This is a genomic window from Candidatus Thiothrix sulfatifontis (assembly GCA_022828425.1).
In the GTDB taxonomy this organism is placed as follows: Bacteria; Pseudomonadota; Gammaproteobacteria; order Thiotrichales; family Thiotrichaceae; genus Thiothrix; species Thiothrix sulfatifontis.
Window position 1 is genome coordinate 1626838 of the sequence record CP094685.1, and the last position, 18220, is coordinate 1645057.

20 protein-coding genes are annotated in these 18220 nt (G+C 52.4%); 14 read left to right on the forward strand and 6 right to left on the reverse strand.

Features of this window, described 5'->3' with window-relative positions; genetic code table 11:
- Positions 1-4: 4 nt before the first annotated feature.
- Genes L3K52_08495 through L3K52_08515 form a run of 5 tightly spaced genes read right to left on the reverse strand, consistent with a single transcriptional unit; the run spans position 5 to position 4755 of the window.
- Positions 5-1231: an AAA family ATPase gene (locus L3K52_08495; protein ID UOG93751.1), complete on the reverse strand. Its 1227-nt coding sequence runs from the start codon at positions 1229-1231 to the stop codon at positions 5-7.
- Positions 1224-2324: a PDDEXK nuclease domain-containing protein gene (locus L3K52_08500; protein ID UOG93752.1), complete on the reverse strand. Its 1101-nt coding sequence runs from the start codon at positions 2322-2324 to the stop codon at positions 1224-1226. Before L3K52_08500 ends, L3K52_08495 begins: the two co-directional genes overlap by 8 nt.
- 1 nt (position 2325) lies before the next feature.
- Entirely contained in the window at positions 2326-4218 is a 1893-nt protein-coding gene (locus L3K52_08505; GenBank protein ID UOG93753.1) for a site-specific DNA-methyltransferase, read from the reverse strand.
- Positions 4219-4232: 14 nt separating this feature from the next.
- Complete coding sequence (locus L3K52_08510) at positions 4233-4502, reverse strand: Txe/YoeB family addiction module toxin (protein ID UOG93754.1); 270 nt, start codon at positions 4500-4502, stop codon at positions 4233-4235.
- Entirely contained in the window at positions 4483-4755 is a 273-nt protein-coding gene (locus L3K52_08515; GenBank protein UOG93755.1) for a type II toxin-antitoxin system Phd/YefM family antitoxin, read from the reverse strand. Before L3K52_08515 ends, L3K52_08510 begins: the two co-directional genes overlap by 20 nt.
- Before the next feature lie 175 nt (positions 4756-4930).
- Between L3K52_08515 and L3K52_08520 the strand changes: the two genes are divergently transcribed.
- Genes L3K52_08520 through iscX form a run of 14 tightly spaced genes read left to right on the forward strand, consistent with a single transcriptional unit; the run spans position 4931 to position 16573 of the window.
- The gene (locus tag L3K52_08520; GenBank protein UOG93756.1) at positions 4931-5443 is read left to right on the forward strand and encodes an ACT domain protein; all 513 of its coding nucleotides are present in this window, start codon (positions 4931-4933) and stop codon (positions 5441-5443) included.
- A 14-nt stretch (positions 5444-5457) separates the two neighbouring features.
- Positions 5458-5742: a HypC/HybG/HupF family hydrogenase formation chaperone gene (locus tag L3K52_08525; GenBank protein ID UOG93757.1), complete on the forward strand. Its 285-nt coding sequence runs from the start codon at positions 5458-5460 to the stop codon at positions 5740-5742.
- Positions 5739-6881 carry a hydrogenase formation protein HypD gene (gene hypD / locus L3K52_08530; protein ID UOG93758.1) on the forward strand — a complete coding sequence of 381 codons (1143 nt, stop codon included), beginning with the start codon at positions 5739-5741 and terminating at the stop codon, positions 6879-6881. Before L3K52_08525 ends, hypD begins: the two co-directional genes overlap by 4 nt.
- Positions 6878-7903, forward strand: coding sequence for a hydrogenase expression/formation protein HypE (hypE, locus tag L3K52_08535; protein ID UOG93759.1), 1026 nt, complete (start codon positions 6878-6880; stop codon positions 7901-7903). The genes hypD and hypE overlap by 4 nt, the downstream gene beginning before the upstream one ends.
- 38 nt (positions 7904-7941) lie before the next feature.
- Positions 7942-10257, forward strand: a complete 2316-nt coding sequence (gene hypF, locus L3K52_08540) for a carbamoyltransferase HypF (GenBank protein UOG93760.1) — start codon at positions 7942-7944, stop codon at positions 10255-10257.
- Between the two features lie 40 nt (positions 10258-10297).
- Entirely contained in the window at positions 10298-11095 is a 798-nt protein-coding gene (gene cysE / locus L3K52_08545; GenBank protein UOG93761.1) for a serine O-acetyltransferase, read from the forward strand.
- Between the two features lie 54 nt (positions 11096-11149).
- Complete coding sequence (locus L3K52_08550; GenBank protein ID UOG93762.1) at positions 11150-11617, forward strand: Fe-S cluster assembly transcription factor; 468 nt, start codon at positions 11150-11152, stop codon at positions 11615-11617.
- A 30-nt stretch (positions 11618-11647) separates the two neighbouring features.
- Positions 11648-12862: an IscS subfamily cysteine desulfurase gene (locus L3K52_08555; protein UOG93984.1), complete on the forward strand. Its 1215-nt coding sequence runs from the start codon at positions 11648-11650 to the stop codon at positions 12860-12862.
- 21 nt (positions 12863-12883) lie between these two features.
- On the forward strand, positions 12884-13279 hold the full coding sequence (gene iscU, locus L3K52_08560) for a Fe-S cluster assembly scaffold IscU (protein ID UOG93763.1): 396 nt from the start codon (positions 12884-12886) through the stop codon (positions 13277-13279).
- A 1-nt stretch (position 13280) separates the two neighbouring features.
- A complete protein-coding gene (iscA, locus tag L3K52_08565) occupies positions 13281-13601 on the forward strand; it encodes an iron-sulfur cluster assembly protein IscA (protein UOG93764.1) in 321 nt (106 codons plus the stop codon).
- A complete protein-coding gene (hscB, locus tag L3K52_08570) occupies positions 13601-14143 on the forward strand; it encodes a Fe-S protein assembly co-chaperone HscB (GenBank protein UOG93765.1) in 543 nt (180 codons plus the stop codon). Before iscA ends, hscB begins: the two co-directional genes overlap by 1 nt.
- Positions 14144-14151: 8 nt before the next feature.
- A complete protein-coding gene (hscA, locus tag L3K52_08575) occupies positions 14152-16014 on the forward strand; it encodes a Fe-S protein assembly chaperone HscA (GenBank protein ID UOG93766.1) in 1863 nt (620 codons plus the stop codon).
- Between the two features lie 4 nt (positions 16015-16018).
- On the forward strand, positions 16019-16357 hold the full coding sequence (gene fdx / locus L3K52_08580; GenBank protein ID UOG93767.1) for an ISC system 2Fe-2S type ferredoxin: 339 nt from the start codon (positions 16019-16021) through the stop codon (positions 16355-16357).
- 12 nt (positions 16358-16369) lie between these two features.
- Positions 16370-16573, forward strand: a complete 204-nt coding sequence (gene iscX / locus L3K52_08585; GenBank protein UOG93768.1) for a Fe-S cluster assembly protein IscX — start codon at positions 16370-16372, stop codon at positions 16571-16573.
- Between the two features lie 45 nt (positions 16574-16618).
- On the opposite strand, the gene L3K52_08590 is transcribed toward iscX, so the two are convergent.
- A complete protein-coding gene (locus L3K52_08590) occupies positions 16619-17896 on the reverse strand; it encodes a M23 family metallopeptidase (GenBank protein UOG93769.1) in 1278 nt (425 codons plus the stop codon).
- Positions 17897-18220 lie beyond the last annotated feature (324 nt).

The following is an 18220-nucleotide window of genomic DNA, read 5'->3' on the forward strand; positions in this document are numbered from 1 at the left end:
CCAGCTACCTCGCATCCAAGTAGCCGCTGTACCACAATGCCCCTAAAGGCTGGCTTTCTTCCACCATTGCATTGATTAACGGGTCATCGCTGGCGCGGCGGATGGTGGAAAAACCGTCTTCGCCTTTTTCCAGTATCCAGACTTCTTCCGGCTCCAGTGCGTCCACAAAATAGGGCTGGTGAGTGGTGATGAATACCTGTGAACGCGCATTGCTGGTGTGTTCGCGGATTTCTTGCGCCAGTGTTTCCAACAGTTGGTGATACAGGCCGTTTTCCGGCTCTTCGATGCACAGCAGCGGCGCGGGTTCGGGGTCTTCCAGCAACAGCAGGTAGGTGAATAGCTTCAATGTGCCGTCTGACATTTGTGACTGGGTGAAGGGTTTGGCAAAGCCTTTGCCCTCAAACATCAGGTAAAGGTTTCTGGTGATGGAATCGCGGTAGGTGCTGATCTTGCCAATACCGGGAATCTTGCTGGCAATCCGTTCCAACACAGCCTGAAAGCGTTCTGGGTGTTCATCCATCATGAACTCGACCACGTTGCTGAGGTTGTCACCGCTACGGTTTAAGTGCTGTTGTGCGCCTTTCTGATTGATATTACGCGCTGCATCAGGCGTGAAATAGCTCATATACCAGCCTTCCACAAAGTTACGAAAACTGGAAAGGTGCGGGTATGACTTTAATCGGGTGACAGTCGCTGTAGCGAGTTGTTGTTTATCTTTATCTGTCATGCGAATCATAAAAGACTTGCCTGTTTGTTCATCCTCTTCATGTACAAAACCAACGCCCTCACTCATTTCTAAAAATGAGCGCAACTTTATTTTATTATCATCGTATCCAAGAAACTGGTAGAACCATTCCCATTTGACGTAGGGTTTTCCATCTTTATCTTTTGCAATTTTCAAATCGAACAGCGTTGGTATAGGGTCTGATTCGGATAGACAACACAGCGTCAGTTCAATGAGATCATTTTCCCCTTGCGAAACCACACGGTCAAAACCACCGCGCACGTCGCAGGCTTCCGCCACGCCGTATTTCATGCAGTCCGCCAGAAAGCCGAATACGTCGAACAGCGAGGTTTTGCCCACGCCATTTTTGCCGATGACGGCAGTGATGGGGGTGAGCGGCTGGGTGTTGCTACCGTCGCAGACATTGCCTAGCGTGATGTCTTTCAGGCTTTTGAAATTCCTGATGCGGATGCCTTGTATCATTGCCATAACATTTACTTCAGTCATCCAGCAAATCCTCCAACTGTTGGTCAGTCAAACCCTGATGACGGTTACTGACGTTCTCACTGATTTTATTCACTTCAAAACGCGCTTTGGCGCGTTCGATAGAGCGGTGCAGGCGTTCAGCTAACAATGCACGATCGGGTAGCTCGGTAAGGTATTCAGCAACATGGATACCTGATTTGTCTAATTCCAATAATTCAATTTGCTCTGCTTTTTTGCCCGTACATAAAATAATACCTAACGGCGACTTTTCATCCGGCTCACGCTCAAACTTGTCCAGCCAGCGCAAATAAAGCTCCATTTGTCCTTTGTAAGCGGCCTTAAACTCACCTAGCTTTAACTCAATAGCCACCAAACGCTTCAATTTTCGGTTGTAAAATAGCAGGTCAAGATAAAAGTCGTCACCATCCAATTGGATACGTTTTTGCCGTGCAACAAAACAAAATCCAGCACCTAACTCCAGTAAAAAACGCTCCATTTCACGGATAATGGCGTGTTCGAGGTCACTTTCCACAAATGTGTCCTGTAAGCCCAAAAAATCCAGCAGATACGGGTCACGCAGCAATAAATCAGGTGATATTTTTTCGCTATCACGCAAGGTTGCCAGCTCTTGGGCAATGAGTTCGTCAGGCTTGCGCGATAATGCCGTGCGTTCGTACAACATGGAGTCAATCCGTTTGCGTAAGGTACGCACACTCCAGCGTTCTACGCGGCACATTTCTGCGTAGAACTCGCGTTGCAGCGGTTGTTTGAGTGGCAACAACAGGGTGAAATGACTCCAGCTCAATTGTCGCGACAGTGTTGCGACAATCTGCTCATCAGGAAAGGACTGGGCAAATTGCATCATGCGCCGCAGGTTTTTTTCGGTGAAACCTCTCCCGTATTCATAGCTCAGTTGTTGGGAGAGATTGATAATCAGGCGTTCACCATATTCTGCCCGCTCACCGCCCAAGACTTCATTGTTGATGCGTTGCCCGATACGCCAGTACAGCAACGTCATTTCAGCATTGACGGCGGCGACTGCCTGCGTTTTGGCGGATTCGATCAGTTGACGGACTTCAGCCAGCAAGTCGGTATTGGTTGGCAAGTTTTCCATGTCATACACTCCGCACGTCTTCAATCCCCGCCTGCTTGAGGATTTGCACGGCGTTGACCTTCACCACGTCGTCGGCAAAGCCGGAATCGCGGAATACCACGCGCATCATGCCGTCTTCGGGTTGGAGTTCGTCTTTCAACTTGGCGATGCCTTCCACGGTGTCGAGCGTGATGGCTTTGTCGAGGCAGACGACCAGTGCGCCCATGCCGATGCTGTAGACCGTTTTGCCAGCGATGGTGTGGGTGGTGATGGGCAGGCTCAAATCCAGCCCGTATTTGAGCAGGATTTCATACAGCACGTCGTCGTTGCTGCGGTCGTCCTTGAGGCTGTCGGCGAACAGCGGGAGGCTGGTTTCGAGGTCGTCGAACCCCACGTCCCACGGCTTGATATTGGTCGAATCCAGCTTGAAGACTTTGAAACCTACGTCCAGATTGATGATGCTGCCTTTATCGGTGAGAATTTTTTCTCCGGCACGGCGAATCCGCTCTTTGCCGATGTCCGCAATCGTGGGGTAATCGGGCTTATCAGTCGGTTCTGGCAACTGCACCATGATGAACTTGCGGTTGCCGCCATCCTCTGCATTCAACGCCATCACCGCGTGCGCCGTCGTTCCACTCCCCGAAAAAAAATCCAAAACAATTACAGGTTCTTCAGGTTTACTTAAATCGGGTTCTGGCTGTTCAGTTGCTTGATTAATAAATGTTGTTAGTAGGCTGATAGGCTTAGAAAACGGAAAAATCTTTTCATCAAACAAATCTTGTATTATCCGTGTTCCTTCCGCAGTTTGCCCGACACTTAACCAAGATGAAAATCCCGTTCTATCACGGGTTATCTCATTCAGGAATTTTTTCATTCTTGGCCTGCCATCGGGGCTTCTAGGCCATAGAATTTTATCTTCAGCAATTAGCTGAGACATCGTACTTCTAGCGCATGACCAGCCCCTTGTTGGAGAGGGAGGATATTTAATACCTGTTGATGGATTAACTAGATCGTAGTGAAGATTTGGCCTTTCTGACTGATTTGCAACACCAGTTAAATCAGCACTGAACCAGTCTCCACGCAGATCATTATCTGGGTTTGAATATTTTGTTTTATCAATATTATTACCTTTAAATTGACTGATTGGTGTTTTTCCATAACAAATAGCGTATTCATGATCGGTAGACACTCGATTTTCATTTCGACTATCAGCCATCTTTCTTCTTTGCCAAACAAAAGATGCTAAACAGTTTTCTTCACCGAAGATTTCGTCGCAGAGTTTGCGCAGGTTGGTAACTTCGGTGTCGTCGATGGAGATGAAGATTACGCCGTCTTCCCGCAGCAGGTTGCGAGCCAGTTTGAGGCGCGGGTACATCATGTTCAGCCAGTGGGTGTGGTAACGCCCCGACGTTTCGGGATTGGCGGCGAGCTTGCGCCCATCTTCCCCGGTCTGCCCGGTCAGTTCCAGATAGTTGGCGATATTGTCGCGGTAGTTATCGGGGTAGATGAAATCCTTGCCGGTGTTGTACGGCGGGTCGATGTAGATCATCTTCACCCGCTGGTGATAGCTCTTTTGCAGCAGCTTCAGCACTTCGAGGTTATCGCCTTCGATGAACAGATTCTGGGTGCTGTCCCAATGCTTGGATTCAGCCGGACATGGACGCAACGTACCCGTGGATGGCGTTTGCGCCAGCCGCTGCGCTTGCGTCTTGCCATGCCAAGTGAAGTTGTAACGCTCTTCCTTGTCCTCCACCGCAGTACCCAACAACTCGCGCAAGGCTTCAAAATCCACCCGTTTGCCGCCATCCGCCCCTTCGGTGAGGATTTCCGGGAACAGCGCGGTTAGTTTGGCGATATTGTCGGCGACCAGATCAAGGCTTTGGGTTTCAGCGTCATGGGAGGTCAGCTTGTGCATGGTATTCCTTATCATCAATGGTCGTCGTAATGCCCACCAAGGGCGAGAATGTAAATGGCATTATCATCGAAACGGTAAATTACCCGATCACGTTGCGATAAACGCCGCGACCATAAACCCGCTAAACCATGACGCAACGGCTCAGGTTTACCGATGCCCTCGGCTGGATCGCCACGCAGCATTTCTTTGAGTATTTGGCAGAGTTTTTTGTGTAATGCCTTATCGGTAGTACGCAAGGCTTCGTAGGCTTCCCACGTATTGCCTTCAAACACCAACGATTTCATCCAGAATATCCTTGTTGGCTAAACGTCCGTTGCCTGCTTGATGCGTCTGTAATGATTCGGCAATTTGGCGCATAAGGGATTTATTCTGTAAGACATACAGCGTTTCTTGATCGCGCTCCCAATCTTCAAGGCTCATCACAATTGCTGCTTTGCCATTTTGTCGTGTGACTTTCACAACGGTACTATTATTGCTAATGGCATCCAGCACCGAGGCGAGTTTTTCGCGGAAGTTGGAATAACTCATGACTTCCATTGTGTATCTCCTAGTAAGGCTCATAAGGTTGTACCGATTCATTGTACAATGATGGCGTATTTTTTACAGTAAAATAAGATGGTTCACCAATAAATGAACGTTTGACCCGTGCAGGGTTTGTACCACGCACTGACCTGCTACAATCCAACCATTACAACCGCAACAAGGAGTTCTCATGCAAGCCTCACTGGTACTGACTGTTCTTGGCTCTGACCGCGCCGGTCTGGTCAAATCCCTTGCCGAAGCCGTTACCGCCCATCACGGCAACTGGCAGGAAAGCCGCATGGTTCACCTTGCCGGACAATTCGCCGGTCTTGCCCACGTCACCCTGCCGCAAGAACACGTCGCCAATCTCAAACAAGCCCTGCAAGCCTTGCAAAACGACGGCCTGCAAATCTTGGTCACGCACAGTGATGCCGTCACCTCGCGCAATATCATGCCGCTGACCTTGGAGCTGCTCGGACACGACCGCCCCGGCATTATCCACGACATTACCCGTCAACTTGCCGCGCTGAACGTCAATATCGAAGAGCTGGAAAGCGAACAACGCGCCGCGCCAATGTCCAGCGAGCTGATGTTTTACGCCCACCTCAAGCTGGGTTTGCCGGATGGTGTGACGGCAGATGACGTGCAAGGCGCGTTTGAAGCGATGCCTGATCCGCTGACGGTTGACCTCAATTTTAGTTAAGCAAGGAGAGTAGCATGTGCCTCGGCATTCCCGGACAAATCACCGAACTGGTCGATCTTGAATTCCTCGTCGCCAAAGTAGACATTGGCGGGGTAAAACGCGATGTCATTATCACTTGCGTGGTCGATGACGAGCATCCGGCAGAAAGCTGCATCGGCGATTGGGTATTGGTACACGCAGGTTTCGCGATGAGCCGGTTGGATGAGGAGGATGCCGCACGCACGCTGGCTTTGCTGGCAGAATTGGGCGATATGCAGGCGGAGATGGAGATTATGCGGCAAGTAGGGGCTTCCGCATGAAATACATGGACGAATTCCGTGACCCTGCGACCGCCAAGAAATTGGTGGCGGAAATCCACAAGTTGGCTTCGACTGCGCTCAGCCAACGGGAACCGTTGCAAATCATGGAGTTCTGCGGTGGGCATACGCATACCCTGTTCAAATACGGCATTGAGTCGATGTTGCCGGACAATATTGAAATGGTGCATGGCCCCGGTTGCCCGGTGTGTGTGTTGCCGATGGCGCGGGTGGATGATTGCGTAGCAATTGCGGAACAGCCCGGCGTGATTTTCACCACGTTTGGCGATGCGATGCGTGTGCCGGGGACGCGCAAAAGCCTGCTGCAAGCCAAAGCGGATGGCTGCGATGTGCGCATGGTGTATTCGCCGATGGATGCGCTGGCGCTTGCCCGCAAAAATCCTGAGCGCGAAGTGGTGTTTTTTGCGCTAGGGTTTGAAACTACCATGCCTAGCACCGCGCTGACCTTATTGCAGGCACACCGCGAAGGACTGAAAAACTTTTCGCTGTTCTGTAATCACATCACCACGCCTGCGACGATGCGGGCAATCCTCACCGACCCCGATTTGCGGCTGGATGGTTTCCTCGCACCCGGTCACGTCAGCATGGTCATCGGCACTCACCCCTATGATTTTGTGACCCGCGATTACCACAAGCCGTTGGTGATTACCGGCTTTGAACCGCTCGATATGTTGCAAGCCTTGTGGATGCTGGTGAAACAGTTTGCCGAAGGGCGTTGCGAGGTCGAAAACCAGTATGCGCGGATTGTGCCGGAGGCGGGCAATGTTGCGGGGTTGAAAGCGATTGCCGAGGTTTACGAAACGCGGGAGCACAGCGAGTTTCGCGGCTTGGGGAATATTGGCGATGCGGGTATCCAGATTCGGGAGGCGTATGCGGCTTACGATGCGGAGAAGAAGTTTGGTTTGCCCTTCGACTTCGCTCAGGGCGCGGTTGGGTATGACCCCGAACACCTTAAGTGTGCGGATGTATTGCGTGGGGTGATAAAACCGTGGGAATGCCCGGCGTTTGCGAAGACGTGTAATCCGCAGAATCCGTTGGGGGCGTTGATGGTGTCGCCGGAGGGTTCGTGCGCGGCGTATTACGCCTACGGCAAACTGGCAAAACGTAAGGAAACTGCATGAATCTCACCGGCACAATCACCCTCGCCCACGGCAGCGGCGGACGCGCCATGCACCAACTGGTCGATGACCTAATACGCCGCACTTTCAGTAATCCGCTGTTGGAAGAGGGCGAAGATCAGGCGCGTATTCCGCTGGCAGAATTGGTTGCGCAAGGCGACCGCCTAGCCTTCACCACCGATTCTTATGTCATCACCCCGCTGGAATTTCCCGGTGGCAATATCGGCACGCTCGCCATCAATGGCACGGTCAACGACTTGGCGGTTGGAGGCGCAAAGCCGCTGTACTTGAGTTGCGGTTTCATTATCGAAGAAGGTTTGCCGCTGGAAACCTTTGCCCGCATTTTGCAATCCATGCGCTTGGCGGCGGATGAGGCAGGTGTGCAAATCGTCACGGGTGATACCAAAGTGGTGCAACGCGGCGGGGCGGATAAGCTGTTTATCAATACGGCTGGCGTGGGCGTAATTCCCGCAGGTTTCAACCCCTCCGCTGGCAGTGCGCAAGTGGGCGATGTGGTGATCGTCAACGGCTGGTTGGGTGATCATGGCGCGGCAATCCTGAATGCGCGGGGCGATTTGGCGTTGGAGGCGGATATTGAATCCGATTGCGCTCCGTTGAATGCGCTGGTGGAGGCGATGTTTGCGGTTTGCCCCGACATCCATTGCTTGCGCGATGCGACGCGTGGCGGCTTGGCGACGGTGCTGAATGAATTTGCGGAACGTTCCAACGTCGATATGGTGTTGAAGGAAGAGGCTTTGCCGATCCGTACCCCGGTGCGCGGCATGTGCGAAATTCTGGGTTTAGACCCGCTGTATTTGGCAAATGAAGGCAAGCTGGTTGCCGTTGTTCCGGCAGCGGCGGCGCAAGCGGTGTTGGCGGCGATGCAGCGCATTCCCGCAGGCTATCACGCTTGCATTATCGGCGAGGTGGTGGAAGGCGACGGGCATGTGATCTTGCAAACCGCTTTCGGCGGGGAACGGATTGTGGATATGCTGCCGGGAGAGCAATTACCGCGCATTTGCTAACACCTTCGCAATGCCTCTTTCATTACAAGGAAAGCTCTGTGAAATCGTGCTGCATTCGCATTACTGGCTTGGTACAAGGTGTGGGTTTTCGCCCGAATGTCTGGCGGCTGGCGCAGGTGTGCGGCATCGTTGGAACCGTGCGCAATGACAGCAGCGGCGTGTTGATCGAAGCATGGGGCAGCGAATCGGCACTGGCTAATTTCCAACAGCAATTGCACACCGACGTTCCACCGTTGGCACGGCTTGATGGTATTCACATCACGGAACTGGATGCCGAGGATACCGCTTGTCCACACCCCGATTTCCGTATTATTGCCAGTGAATCCGGCGATATTCACACGGGTATTGTGGCGGATGCGGCAATGTGTCCTGCTTGCCGTGCGGATATTTTTGATGCAAGCAATCGCCGTTACCGCTATCCGTTTACCAATTGCACGCATTGCGGGCCACGTTTGAGCATTGTACGCACCATTCCGTATGATCGTGCCAACACCAGCATGGCGGAATTTGCGCAATGTCCCGACTGTTTGCGCGAATACACTGATCCCGCTGACCGGCGGTTTCATGCGCAACCGAATGCTTGTCCCACTTGTGGCCCTAAGGTGTGGCTGGAAAATATGGCGGGGCAGGGGATTGAACCAACCACTGCGGAACGTGATTGCATCGATACAACCAGCCGCTTGCTACGTGAAGGTCACATTATCGCGCTGATGGGTTTGGGCGGCGTGCACTTGGTGTGTGATGCAACGAATGAAACCGCCGTGGCAACCTTGCGCCAGCGCAAACGCCGTTATCAGAAACCGTTGGCGTTGATGGCGCGGGATATAAACATCATTCGCCAGTATTGTTTCGTAAGTGAGGCAGAAGCGGTGTTGTTGCAAAGTAGGCACGCTCCGATTGTGTTGTTGGAACGCAGGGTAAGTGGAGAAATACCCACCATCGGCTTCATGCTCCCCTACACCCCTCTCCACGCGCTACTGCTCGAAACGTGGGACACGCCGCTGATCATGACCAGCGCCAACCGCAGCGAAGAACCGCAGTGTATAACGTTGGGTGAAACCCGCCAGCGAATGCAGGGCATCGCCGACTACCTGCTCTTGCACAATCGCCCGATCGTGAACCGTGTTGATGATTCCGTCACCCGTATCCTTGCAGGCAAACCGCGCCTCCTACGCCGCGCCCGTGGCTATGCGCCCGAACCCCTCACCTTGCCGTCAGGCTTTGCGGATGTCCCGCCACTGTTGGCAATGGGGGGCGAACTCAAAAACACCTTCGCCCTGCTACGCGACGGACAAGCCATGCTCTCGCAACATTTAGGCGACCTCGAAGATGCGCGTACTTGGCGCGAATACACCCACACCGTGCAACTTTACCGCGACCTATTCCAACACCAGCCGCAAGCCATTGTGGTGGATAAACACCCCGGCTACCGTTCCACCCAACTGGGGCAGCAATGGGCGCGTGAACAAGGCCTGCCGCTGCTCGAAGTGCAACATCATCACGCCCACGTTGCTGCTTGCATGGCAGAAAACGGCTGGCCGGTGGAGGGTGGCAAAGTGCTAGGCATCGTGCTGGATGGCTTAGGCTACGGTGATGATGGCACACTCTGGGGCGGCGAATTTTTGCTGGCCGATTACAGTGGCTATGAGCGGGTAGGGCATTTCAAACCCGTTGCCATGCCCGGCGGTACGCAAGCCATTTTGCAACCTTGGCGCAATACCTGGGCGCATTTGCAAGCACTCGGCTGGTCAGAAGTCAGCACCTGTTTTGCCGATCTGGAACTGATTCAATACTTGCAACAACAACCGTTAGCGACGCTGGAAACCATGGTGGCACGGGGGCTGAATTCCCCGTTGAGCAGTTCTTGCGGGCGATTGTTTGATGCGGTGGCAGCGGCACTGGATTGCAGCCGTGACAGCATCAGCTATGAAGGGCAAGCAGCCATTGAACTCGAAGCGCTTACCCCCGCGTGCTTACTCAAAATCGTTCCTCCGTATCCGTTTGCGCTGGAAAAAAATACGGCGGGTTGTTGGGAAATCGACCCCGCACCGATGTGGTATGCATTGCTCAAAGATTTGCAAACCGGCTATTGCCGTGAAGCGATTGCGGCACAATTCCACCAAGGTTTGATCCGCATAATCGTCGAATTGGCACAACATTTGTGTGTGGAATGCCCGACTATTCAAGCTGTCGCATTGTCAGGTGGCGTATTCCAGAATGCCATCCTGTTTAACGGTGTTAGTCAGCGCCTGCAAGCGGCGGGCTTGCCAGTGTTGACGCATCAACACGTACCGCCTAACGACGGCGGTATTGCCTTGGGTCAAGCAGTGATTGGCGCAACCACGCAGATGTAGGCATACTAAGTAGCTCAATTTGCCACCCCAGAGGACTCGCATGTTCGAGCGCATTCGTGAAGATATTTACTGCATTTTTGACCGTGACCCTGCTGCCCGCAATGTCTTTGAAATTGTCACCACATACCCCGGCTTACATGCCGTGTTCATTCATCGCGCGAGTCATTGGCTGTGGCAGCGGGGCTTCAAATGGTTAGCGCGGGTATTGTCGAATGTGGCACGTTTGTTTACCGGCGTGGAAATTCACCCCGGCGCAACCATCGGGCGGCGTTTTTTCATCGACCACGGCATGGGCGTGGTCATCGGTGAAACCGCTGAAATTGGCGACGATTGCACCCTCTACCACGGTGTCACCTTGGGCGGCACGAGCTGGCAAAAAGGCAAACGTCACCCTACCTTGGGCAATGATGTGGTTGTCGGCGCAGGCGCAAAAATCCTCGGCCCGATTACGTTAGCCAACGGTGCGCGAGTCGGCTCTAACGCGGTGGTGGTGAAAGACGTGCCAGAAGGTGCAACCGTCACCGGCATTCCAGGGCGTATCGTGACCCCACGCAAACAGCAAGAAAAACGCCGCGAGGAAATTGCGCAAAAAATGGGGTTCGACGCTTACGGTGCGACCCAAGACATGCCTGACCCGGTAGCCAATGCTGTCAACCGAATGCTTGATCACATTCACCTCATGGACGAACGCATGGATAAACTCTGCGAAGAAGTGCATCGTCTTGGTGGGGAGTTGGAAATGGTGCCGTTGCCGGTGTTAAAGACGGAAGGTTTTAGTGGTATGGGTGGTGGTGGAGAGCACTCTGCTAAAAGGGATACAAAAAACCTTAATACTTGACTAGTTTTGTCGGGTATTGGTAGGATGCATTTAGCTTGAATGGAGAGCATCAATATGAAACTGACGACTAAGGGTCGCTATGCAGTGACAGCCATGCTGGATTTGGCCTTGCACAATGGAGAACAGCCAGTATCACTGGCAGAGATTTCTGAACGGCAGGATATATCACTTTCCTATCTGGAACAACTGTTTGCCAAATTGCGCAAAGCCGGTCTGGTAGTGAGTATGCGCGGCCCCGGTGGTGGTTATCAGCTCAGTGGTACACCCGAATCCATCGTGATTGCTGACATTATCAGCGCCGTCGATGAAAACGTGGATGCTACCCGCTGCGGCGGTTTAGGCGATTGCCAAGACAATAAGCGTTGTTTGACCCACGATTTGTGGATGGACTTGAGTAACCAAATCCGCGTCTTCCTGTCAGAGATTACCCTCGCTGACATGACAGCCAGAATGGAAGTTCAAGAAACCGCCGCGCGTCAACACAACAAACGTATTGATTTTATCCATTCACATTCCCATTAATGCTAGTGCAGGATGAGCCCCATGAGTGAAATGAAAATGCCCATTTACTTCGATTACGCCGCAACGACTCCCGTTGACCCGCGTGTTGCCGAAAGAATGATGCAATACTTGACCCCTACCGGCATGTTCGGCAATCCAGCATCGAAAAGCCATGCGTTTGGTTGGGCAGCCGAAGAAGCGGTGGAACAAGCCCGCCATGACGTTGCCGCATTGCTTAACGCGGATGCCAAAGAAATAGTCTGGACGAGCGGTGCTACCGAAGCCAACAATCTGGCAATCAAAGGTGCAGCACACTTCAACGAGCGGCGCGGTAAACACATTATTACTTGCAAAACCGAACACAAAGCGGTGTTGGATACGTGCCGTCAATTGGAACGTGAAGGTTTTGAAGTCACTTATCTTGATCCAGAACCGAACGGTTTGATTGATCTGGATAAGTTCAAAGCGGCATTGCGTAAAGACACGATCGTTGTTTCCATCATGCATGTAAACAATGAAACCGGCGTGATTCAAGACATTGCAGCGATTGGCGAATTGTGTCGTGCCAACCAAACCATTTTCCACGTTGATGCGTCGCAAAGCGCGGGCAAAGTGCCGATTGACATGGAAACCCTGAAAGTCGACATGATGAGCTTTTCGGCTCACAAGATTTACGGTCCGAAAGGCATTGGTGCGTTGTATGTACGTCGCAAGCCGCGTGTGCGTATCGAAGCGCAAATGCACGGTGGCGGTCATGAGCGTGGAATGCGCTCCGGCACACTGCCCACTCACCAAATCGTGGGCATGGGGGAAGCCTTCCGCATCGCTAAGTTGGAGATGGATACCGAGAGAGACCGCGTGCTGATGTTGCGCAATCGCTTGTACGATGGTCTAAAAGACATTGAAGAAGTGTACGTGAACGGTGATTTGGAGCACCGTGTTGCTGGGATTCTGAACATCAGTTTCAACTACGTCGAAGGCGAAAGTCTGATGATGTCGTTGAAAGATTTGGCGATGTCTTCCGGTTCAGCGTGTACCAGCGCCAGTCTCGAACCCAGCTATGTGTTGCGTGCTTTGGGGCGTAGCGATGAATTGGCACACAGTTCCCTACGCTTGTCGATGGGGCGATTCAGCACTGTCGAAGATGTGGATTACGCCATCGGACGTATTCGCACAGCGGTCGAAAAACTGCGTGAACTTTCTCCATTGTGGGAAATGTTCCAAGAAGGCATCGACATTAGTAAGGTCGAATGGGTTTCGCATTAAGATTTCTACGAGGTACAGATCATGGCATACGGTGAAAAGGTCATTGACCATTACGAAAATCCCCGCAACGTGGGCAGTTTCAACAAGGCAGATGTGAATATCGGCACGGGCATGGTCGGCGCTCCGGCTTGCGGCGACGTGATGAAGCTGCAAATCAAGGTGAACGACCAAGGCATTATCGAAGATGCTAAGTTTAAAACCTACGGTTGCGGTTCGGCGATTGCGTCTTCCAGCTTGCTGACGGAATGGGTCAAAGGCAAAACCTTGGAAGAAGCCAAGCTGATTAAGAACACTGACATTGCGGCGGAATTGGATTTGCCCCCGGTGAAAATCCACTGTTCGGTCTTGGCAGAAGACGCGATTCGTACCGCGATTGAAGACTACCAAAAGAAACAGCTAGAACAGGCAGGCGCATAAGATGATTACCTTGACTGAATCCGCTGCTGCCCGCGTCAACAAGTTCATTGCCAATCGTGGTAAGGGCTTGGGTTTGCGCTTGGGTGTCAAAACCAATGGTTGCTCTGGGATGGCTTACGTCATGGAGTTTGTGGATGACCTTCAAGCCGAAGACACGGTGTTTGAAAGTCTGGGCGTCAAGGTGATTGTTGACCCGAAAGCCTTGGTGTATCTGGACGGCACGGAAGTCGATTACGCCCGCGAAGGCTTGAACGAAGGCTTCAAATTCACCAACCCCAACGAAAAAGCGCGTTGCGGGTGTGGCGAGAGCTTCACGGTCTGATGGCAATGTCAGCGCTGCAACAGGATTATTTCGCCCTGTTCGGTTTGCCGCCGCAATTCGAGGTCGATGGTGCGGTGCTAAGTCAGCGTTTTCGTGAATTGCAATCCCAATACCATCCTGATCGGTTTGCCAGCGGCAGCGATCAGGAGCGGCGCTTGGCAATGCAAATTACGTCGTTGTTAAATGAAGCCCACGATACCTTGCGGCAACCGCGTCTGCGGGCGCGTTATTTGCTGGTGCAGGCGGGTGTTGTCATTAACGATGAGCGCGATACCTCTTCCGACCCTGAGTTCCTAATGGAGCAGATGGAATTGCGTGAGGCGATTGAAGAGGCTGAAACGGCGGAAGAGCCGTTTGAAGTGCTGGATGCGTTAGCCACGCAAGTGCGCCAAGCCATGCACGATTTGGAAGGCGATTTCACCTCAGCATGGGCGCAGCAACACTTGCCTGACGCCAAAGATGCTATGCTCAAAATGCGCTTTTTCGAGCGCCTGCTGGAAGACATTCGCCAGCGTGAAGAACGTCTTGAAGAAAGCTTCTAGGATTAATCATGGCATTACTGCAAATTTCCGAACCCGGCATGTCCACGACCGCGCATCAGCACCGGCTGGCAGTCGGCATTGACCTTGGAACCACCAATTCATTAGTCGCTACCGTGCGCAGCGGGCAAGCGGATACGCTGGCGGATGCGCAGGGGCGGCATTTGTTGCCCTCCGTGGTGCGTTATCAAGCCGATGTTGCACCGCTGGTGGGGTACGCGGCCAAAGCCGCGATTAGCCAAGACCCTTACAACACCATTGCTTCTGCCAAACGCCTGATGGGGCGCGGGGTCGATGATGTGAAACAGCTTGGTGGGCATTTGCCGTACCATTTTGTGAGTGGTGAATCGACAGTGCCGCGCATTCATACCGTGGGCGGCGATGTGTCTTCGGTAGAGGTATCGGCAGAAATTTTGCGCGTCCTCAAACAACGCGCGGAAGTTACCTTGGGTGGTGATTTGACCGGTGTGGTGATTACCGTTCCGGCGTATTTTGATGATGCGCAACGTCAAGCCACCCGTGATGCTGCAACGTTGGCGGGTTTAAATGTTTATCGCTTGTTGAATGAGCCAACTGCTGCCGCCGTTGCCTATGGTTTGGACCAGGATGCGGAAGGCGTGATTGCGGTTTACGATTTGGGCGGCGGTACGTTTGATATTTCGATTTTGCGCTTGCATAAAGGCGTGTTTGAAGTATTGGCAACGGGTGGCGATTCAGCACTCGGTGGCGATGATTTTGACCATGTGATTGCGGAATGGCTGTTGCAAGCTTCTGGTCTGCAAGGCAGTGCCGAACAAACCGTGCTGCGCGGTGCGTTGGTGGTGGCGCGTGATGCCAAAGAAGCGCTGACGACGGCAGAAACCACTGCGGTGACGTTAGGCGAGTGGCAGGGCGAATTCACGCGCAGCCAGATGAATGACTTGATTGCGCCCTTGATTAAAAAGACCTTGATGGCGTGCCGCCGTACTTTGCGTGATGCGAATCTGAGCAAGGATGAGGTGAAAGATGTCGTCATGGTCGGTGGTTCGACCCGTGTATTGGCAGTGCGCGAACAGGTCAGCGAATTTTTCGGTAAACCGCCTTTGGTGAATATCGACCCTGATCGGGTGGTGGCGCTGGGGGCGGCGATTCAAGCCGATATATTGGCAGGCAATAAGCCCGATTCCGATATGCTGCTGCTGGACGTGATTCCCTTGTCCTTGGGGCTGGAAACCATGGGCGGTTTGGTGGAAAAAGTGATTCCGCGCAATACCACCATTCCCGTGGCTCGTGCTCAGGAGTTCACCACGTTTAAGGATGGGCAAACGGCGATGTCTATCCATGTGCTGCAAGGCGAACGGGATACCGTCGAGGCTTGCCGTTCATTGGCGCGTTTTTCATTGCGCGGTATTCCGCCAATGGTGGCGGGGGCGGCGCGTATCCGCGTGACTTTCCAAGTGGATGCGGACGGTTTGTTGAATGTGACCGCGCAAGAGCAAACTACCGGCATTACATCGGGTGTCGAGGTGAAGCCGTCCTACGGTTTGAGCGATACTGAAATCGAAACCATGTTGCGTGATTCCATGACCTATGCCCGCGATGACATGGAAGCGCGGCGATTGAGGGAACAGCAAGTGGAAGCAGACCGCGCCATCGAAGCGCTGGATGCTGCCTTACAAGCCGATGGCGAGGTATTGCTGAGTGCTGTCGAGCGTGAGCATATTCTCGGTTTCCGTGCAAAATTAGCCGAACTGCGCCCCAGCAATAATTACCAAGCGATTGAAGCCGGAATCAAGGCGTTGGAAAAAGCTGCTGAAGCCTATGTAGAGCGCCGTATGAATGCCAGTATTCGCGCCGCGATGACCGGCCACCGGGTTGACGAATTCAAAGGATAACACCATGCCAAAACTGATTTTTTTACCGCACGAAGACATTTGCCCAGAAGGTGCGGTGTTGGATGTCGAAACAGGGACGACCATTTGTGATGCAGCGTTGGCGCATGGCATTGCCATCGAACACGCTTGTGAAAAATCGTGTGCGTGTACCACTTGCCACGTCTACATCCGCGAAGGTTTCGATTCACTGACAGACGCCACTGATCTGGAAGAAGATTATCTGGATAAAGCGTGGGGTGTAGACCCTGATTCACGTCTGAGTTGCCAAGCAAAAGTTGCCGATGAAGATCTGGTGATCGAAATTCCCAAATATACCATCAATATGGTGTCTGAAAATCATTAAGGGGAGTGGGAAGTGGACGAACTTAAATGGACGGATACACTGGAAATTGCTATCCAATTGAACGACGCGCACCCTGATGTTGATCCGCGTTATATTCGTTTTACCGATTTACATGCGTGGGTGCAGGCATTGGATGGGTTTAGTGATAACCCGGAAAAATCCAATGAAAAGATCCTAGAAGCGATTCAAATGGCGTGGATTGAAGAAGCGGAGTAAGCGAACGTGGCTTGTTGTTGCTCACAACAAGCCAACTGTTGGAATTCAACCGCCGTTTTGTGTGCGACTTGTTTGATCGGCTGAAGCCAATTTGCGCAAGTCTGCAAGGTCTTGTACCATTGCAGTCGCGATACTTTTAAAGCTCTGCATTTCCTCGGCTGTCATAATGCCGACTTGCGGAAGTTCTACTGCCATTGGGTTTTGCGGTTCACCATTAACGCGGAATTCGTAATGCACATGGTTGCCAGTGGATGTTCCTGTTGAGCCAACATACCCAATCACATCACCGCGTTTAACGCTTTGACCTGATTTTAAGTCTTCTTTGAAAGCTGACATGTGGCCGTACAGGGTAGTAATGCCGTTAATATGGCTCAATTCAATGACATTGCCGTAGCCACCTTGTCGACCAATGGATTTGACGCTGCCGTCGGCGGTGGCATAAATCGGTGTGCCACGGGGCGCAGCGAAATCTGTACCGGCATGGTTTTTACGTAAGCCAAAAACAGGGTGGCGACGCATTCCAAAGCCCGAACTCAGGCGTCCGTCTGTCAGCGGCTTGCGGTCAAAGGCGGCACGTTTCAGTTCAGTGTCACCATCGGGGCGGAAGTAGTCGGTTCTGCCTTCACCCAAAGTGAAACGTACCCGCTGATAGGATTTCTTCGCGGTGGCGTATTCGGCTGCCAGTACTTTGTCGGTGTAGATGCTTTCGCCTTGGTAACGGAAATCTTCAAAAATAACGCCAATTTTATCGCCCGCTTTGATGCCTTTCTTGAAATCGACATCTTTCTGGAATACTTGACTGAGTTGACGAATGACCGACTTGCTCAAGCCTGCGGCTTTGCCATCTTTTTGTATGGAATGTTTGACCGTGAAAGCGATTTTGGCATTGCGGGTTTCCAATGCATTGCTTTCCCATTTGCCGACGTAGCCGTCATCCGTCACGGAAACGATGTAAACTTCCGCGTTGTTTTTGGCATAAATGAGCTGTTGTAAGCTGTCATCAACCACTTGGGTGAAGAGGCGGGTATCCGCTTTCAGATTGCCGAGTGCTTGCTTAATAGCGGTGTTTTCCAGCAGTTTCTGTGACGTTTTGGTGAGTTCGAGTCTGCCTAGAATGGATTCTAGGGTGTCATCCGTTTCTACGGTGTGTGCCGACCAGTTACCTTGCGTGGCATCGGGCAAAATATCGACGGCGTATCCTGAGAAAGATTCAACCGCAACGGCTGGTAAATTCAGATCCTTAACGATTTGTGCAGGGGATGTGCTATCCAGCAATGGCTCTGTCAGGTGAATGATTTTGCCGTCTTCCGTGCTGATGATCATTGAGTAAACAGGTACATTGCCCAGTGTAGCAAGGCCACAGGCAAGTAACAATGAACGAGTCGCGAGGTAGCGCAGCGGTTTTTTCGTAGAAAGGGGCGGTGTAGCAAGAGTACGCGGTGTGGCTGGTACTTTTGGCTTCGCGCTATTTTTGGGTGGCGCGACCCTGGTGTTGACCGGGGCAGGTTTTAAAATGCTTTCCAACAGTTTGGAAGGCGTCTTTGTTGACCCGGATTTATGATCTACAGGGATGTAACATCCGGGGAAATCAAAGCCTTTCATAGTCTCGTCCCAGCTTTTTTTGGGTTGCGACTTTCGTGTAAACGA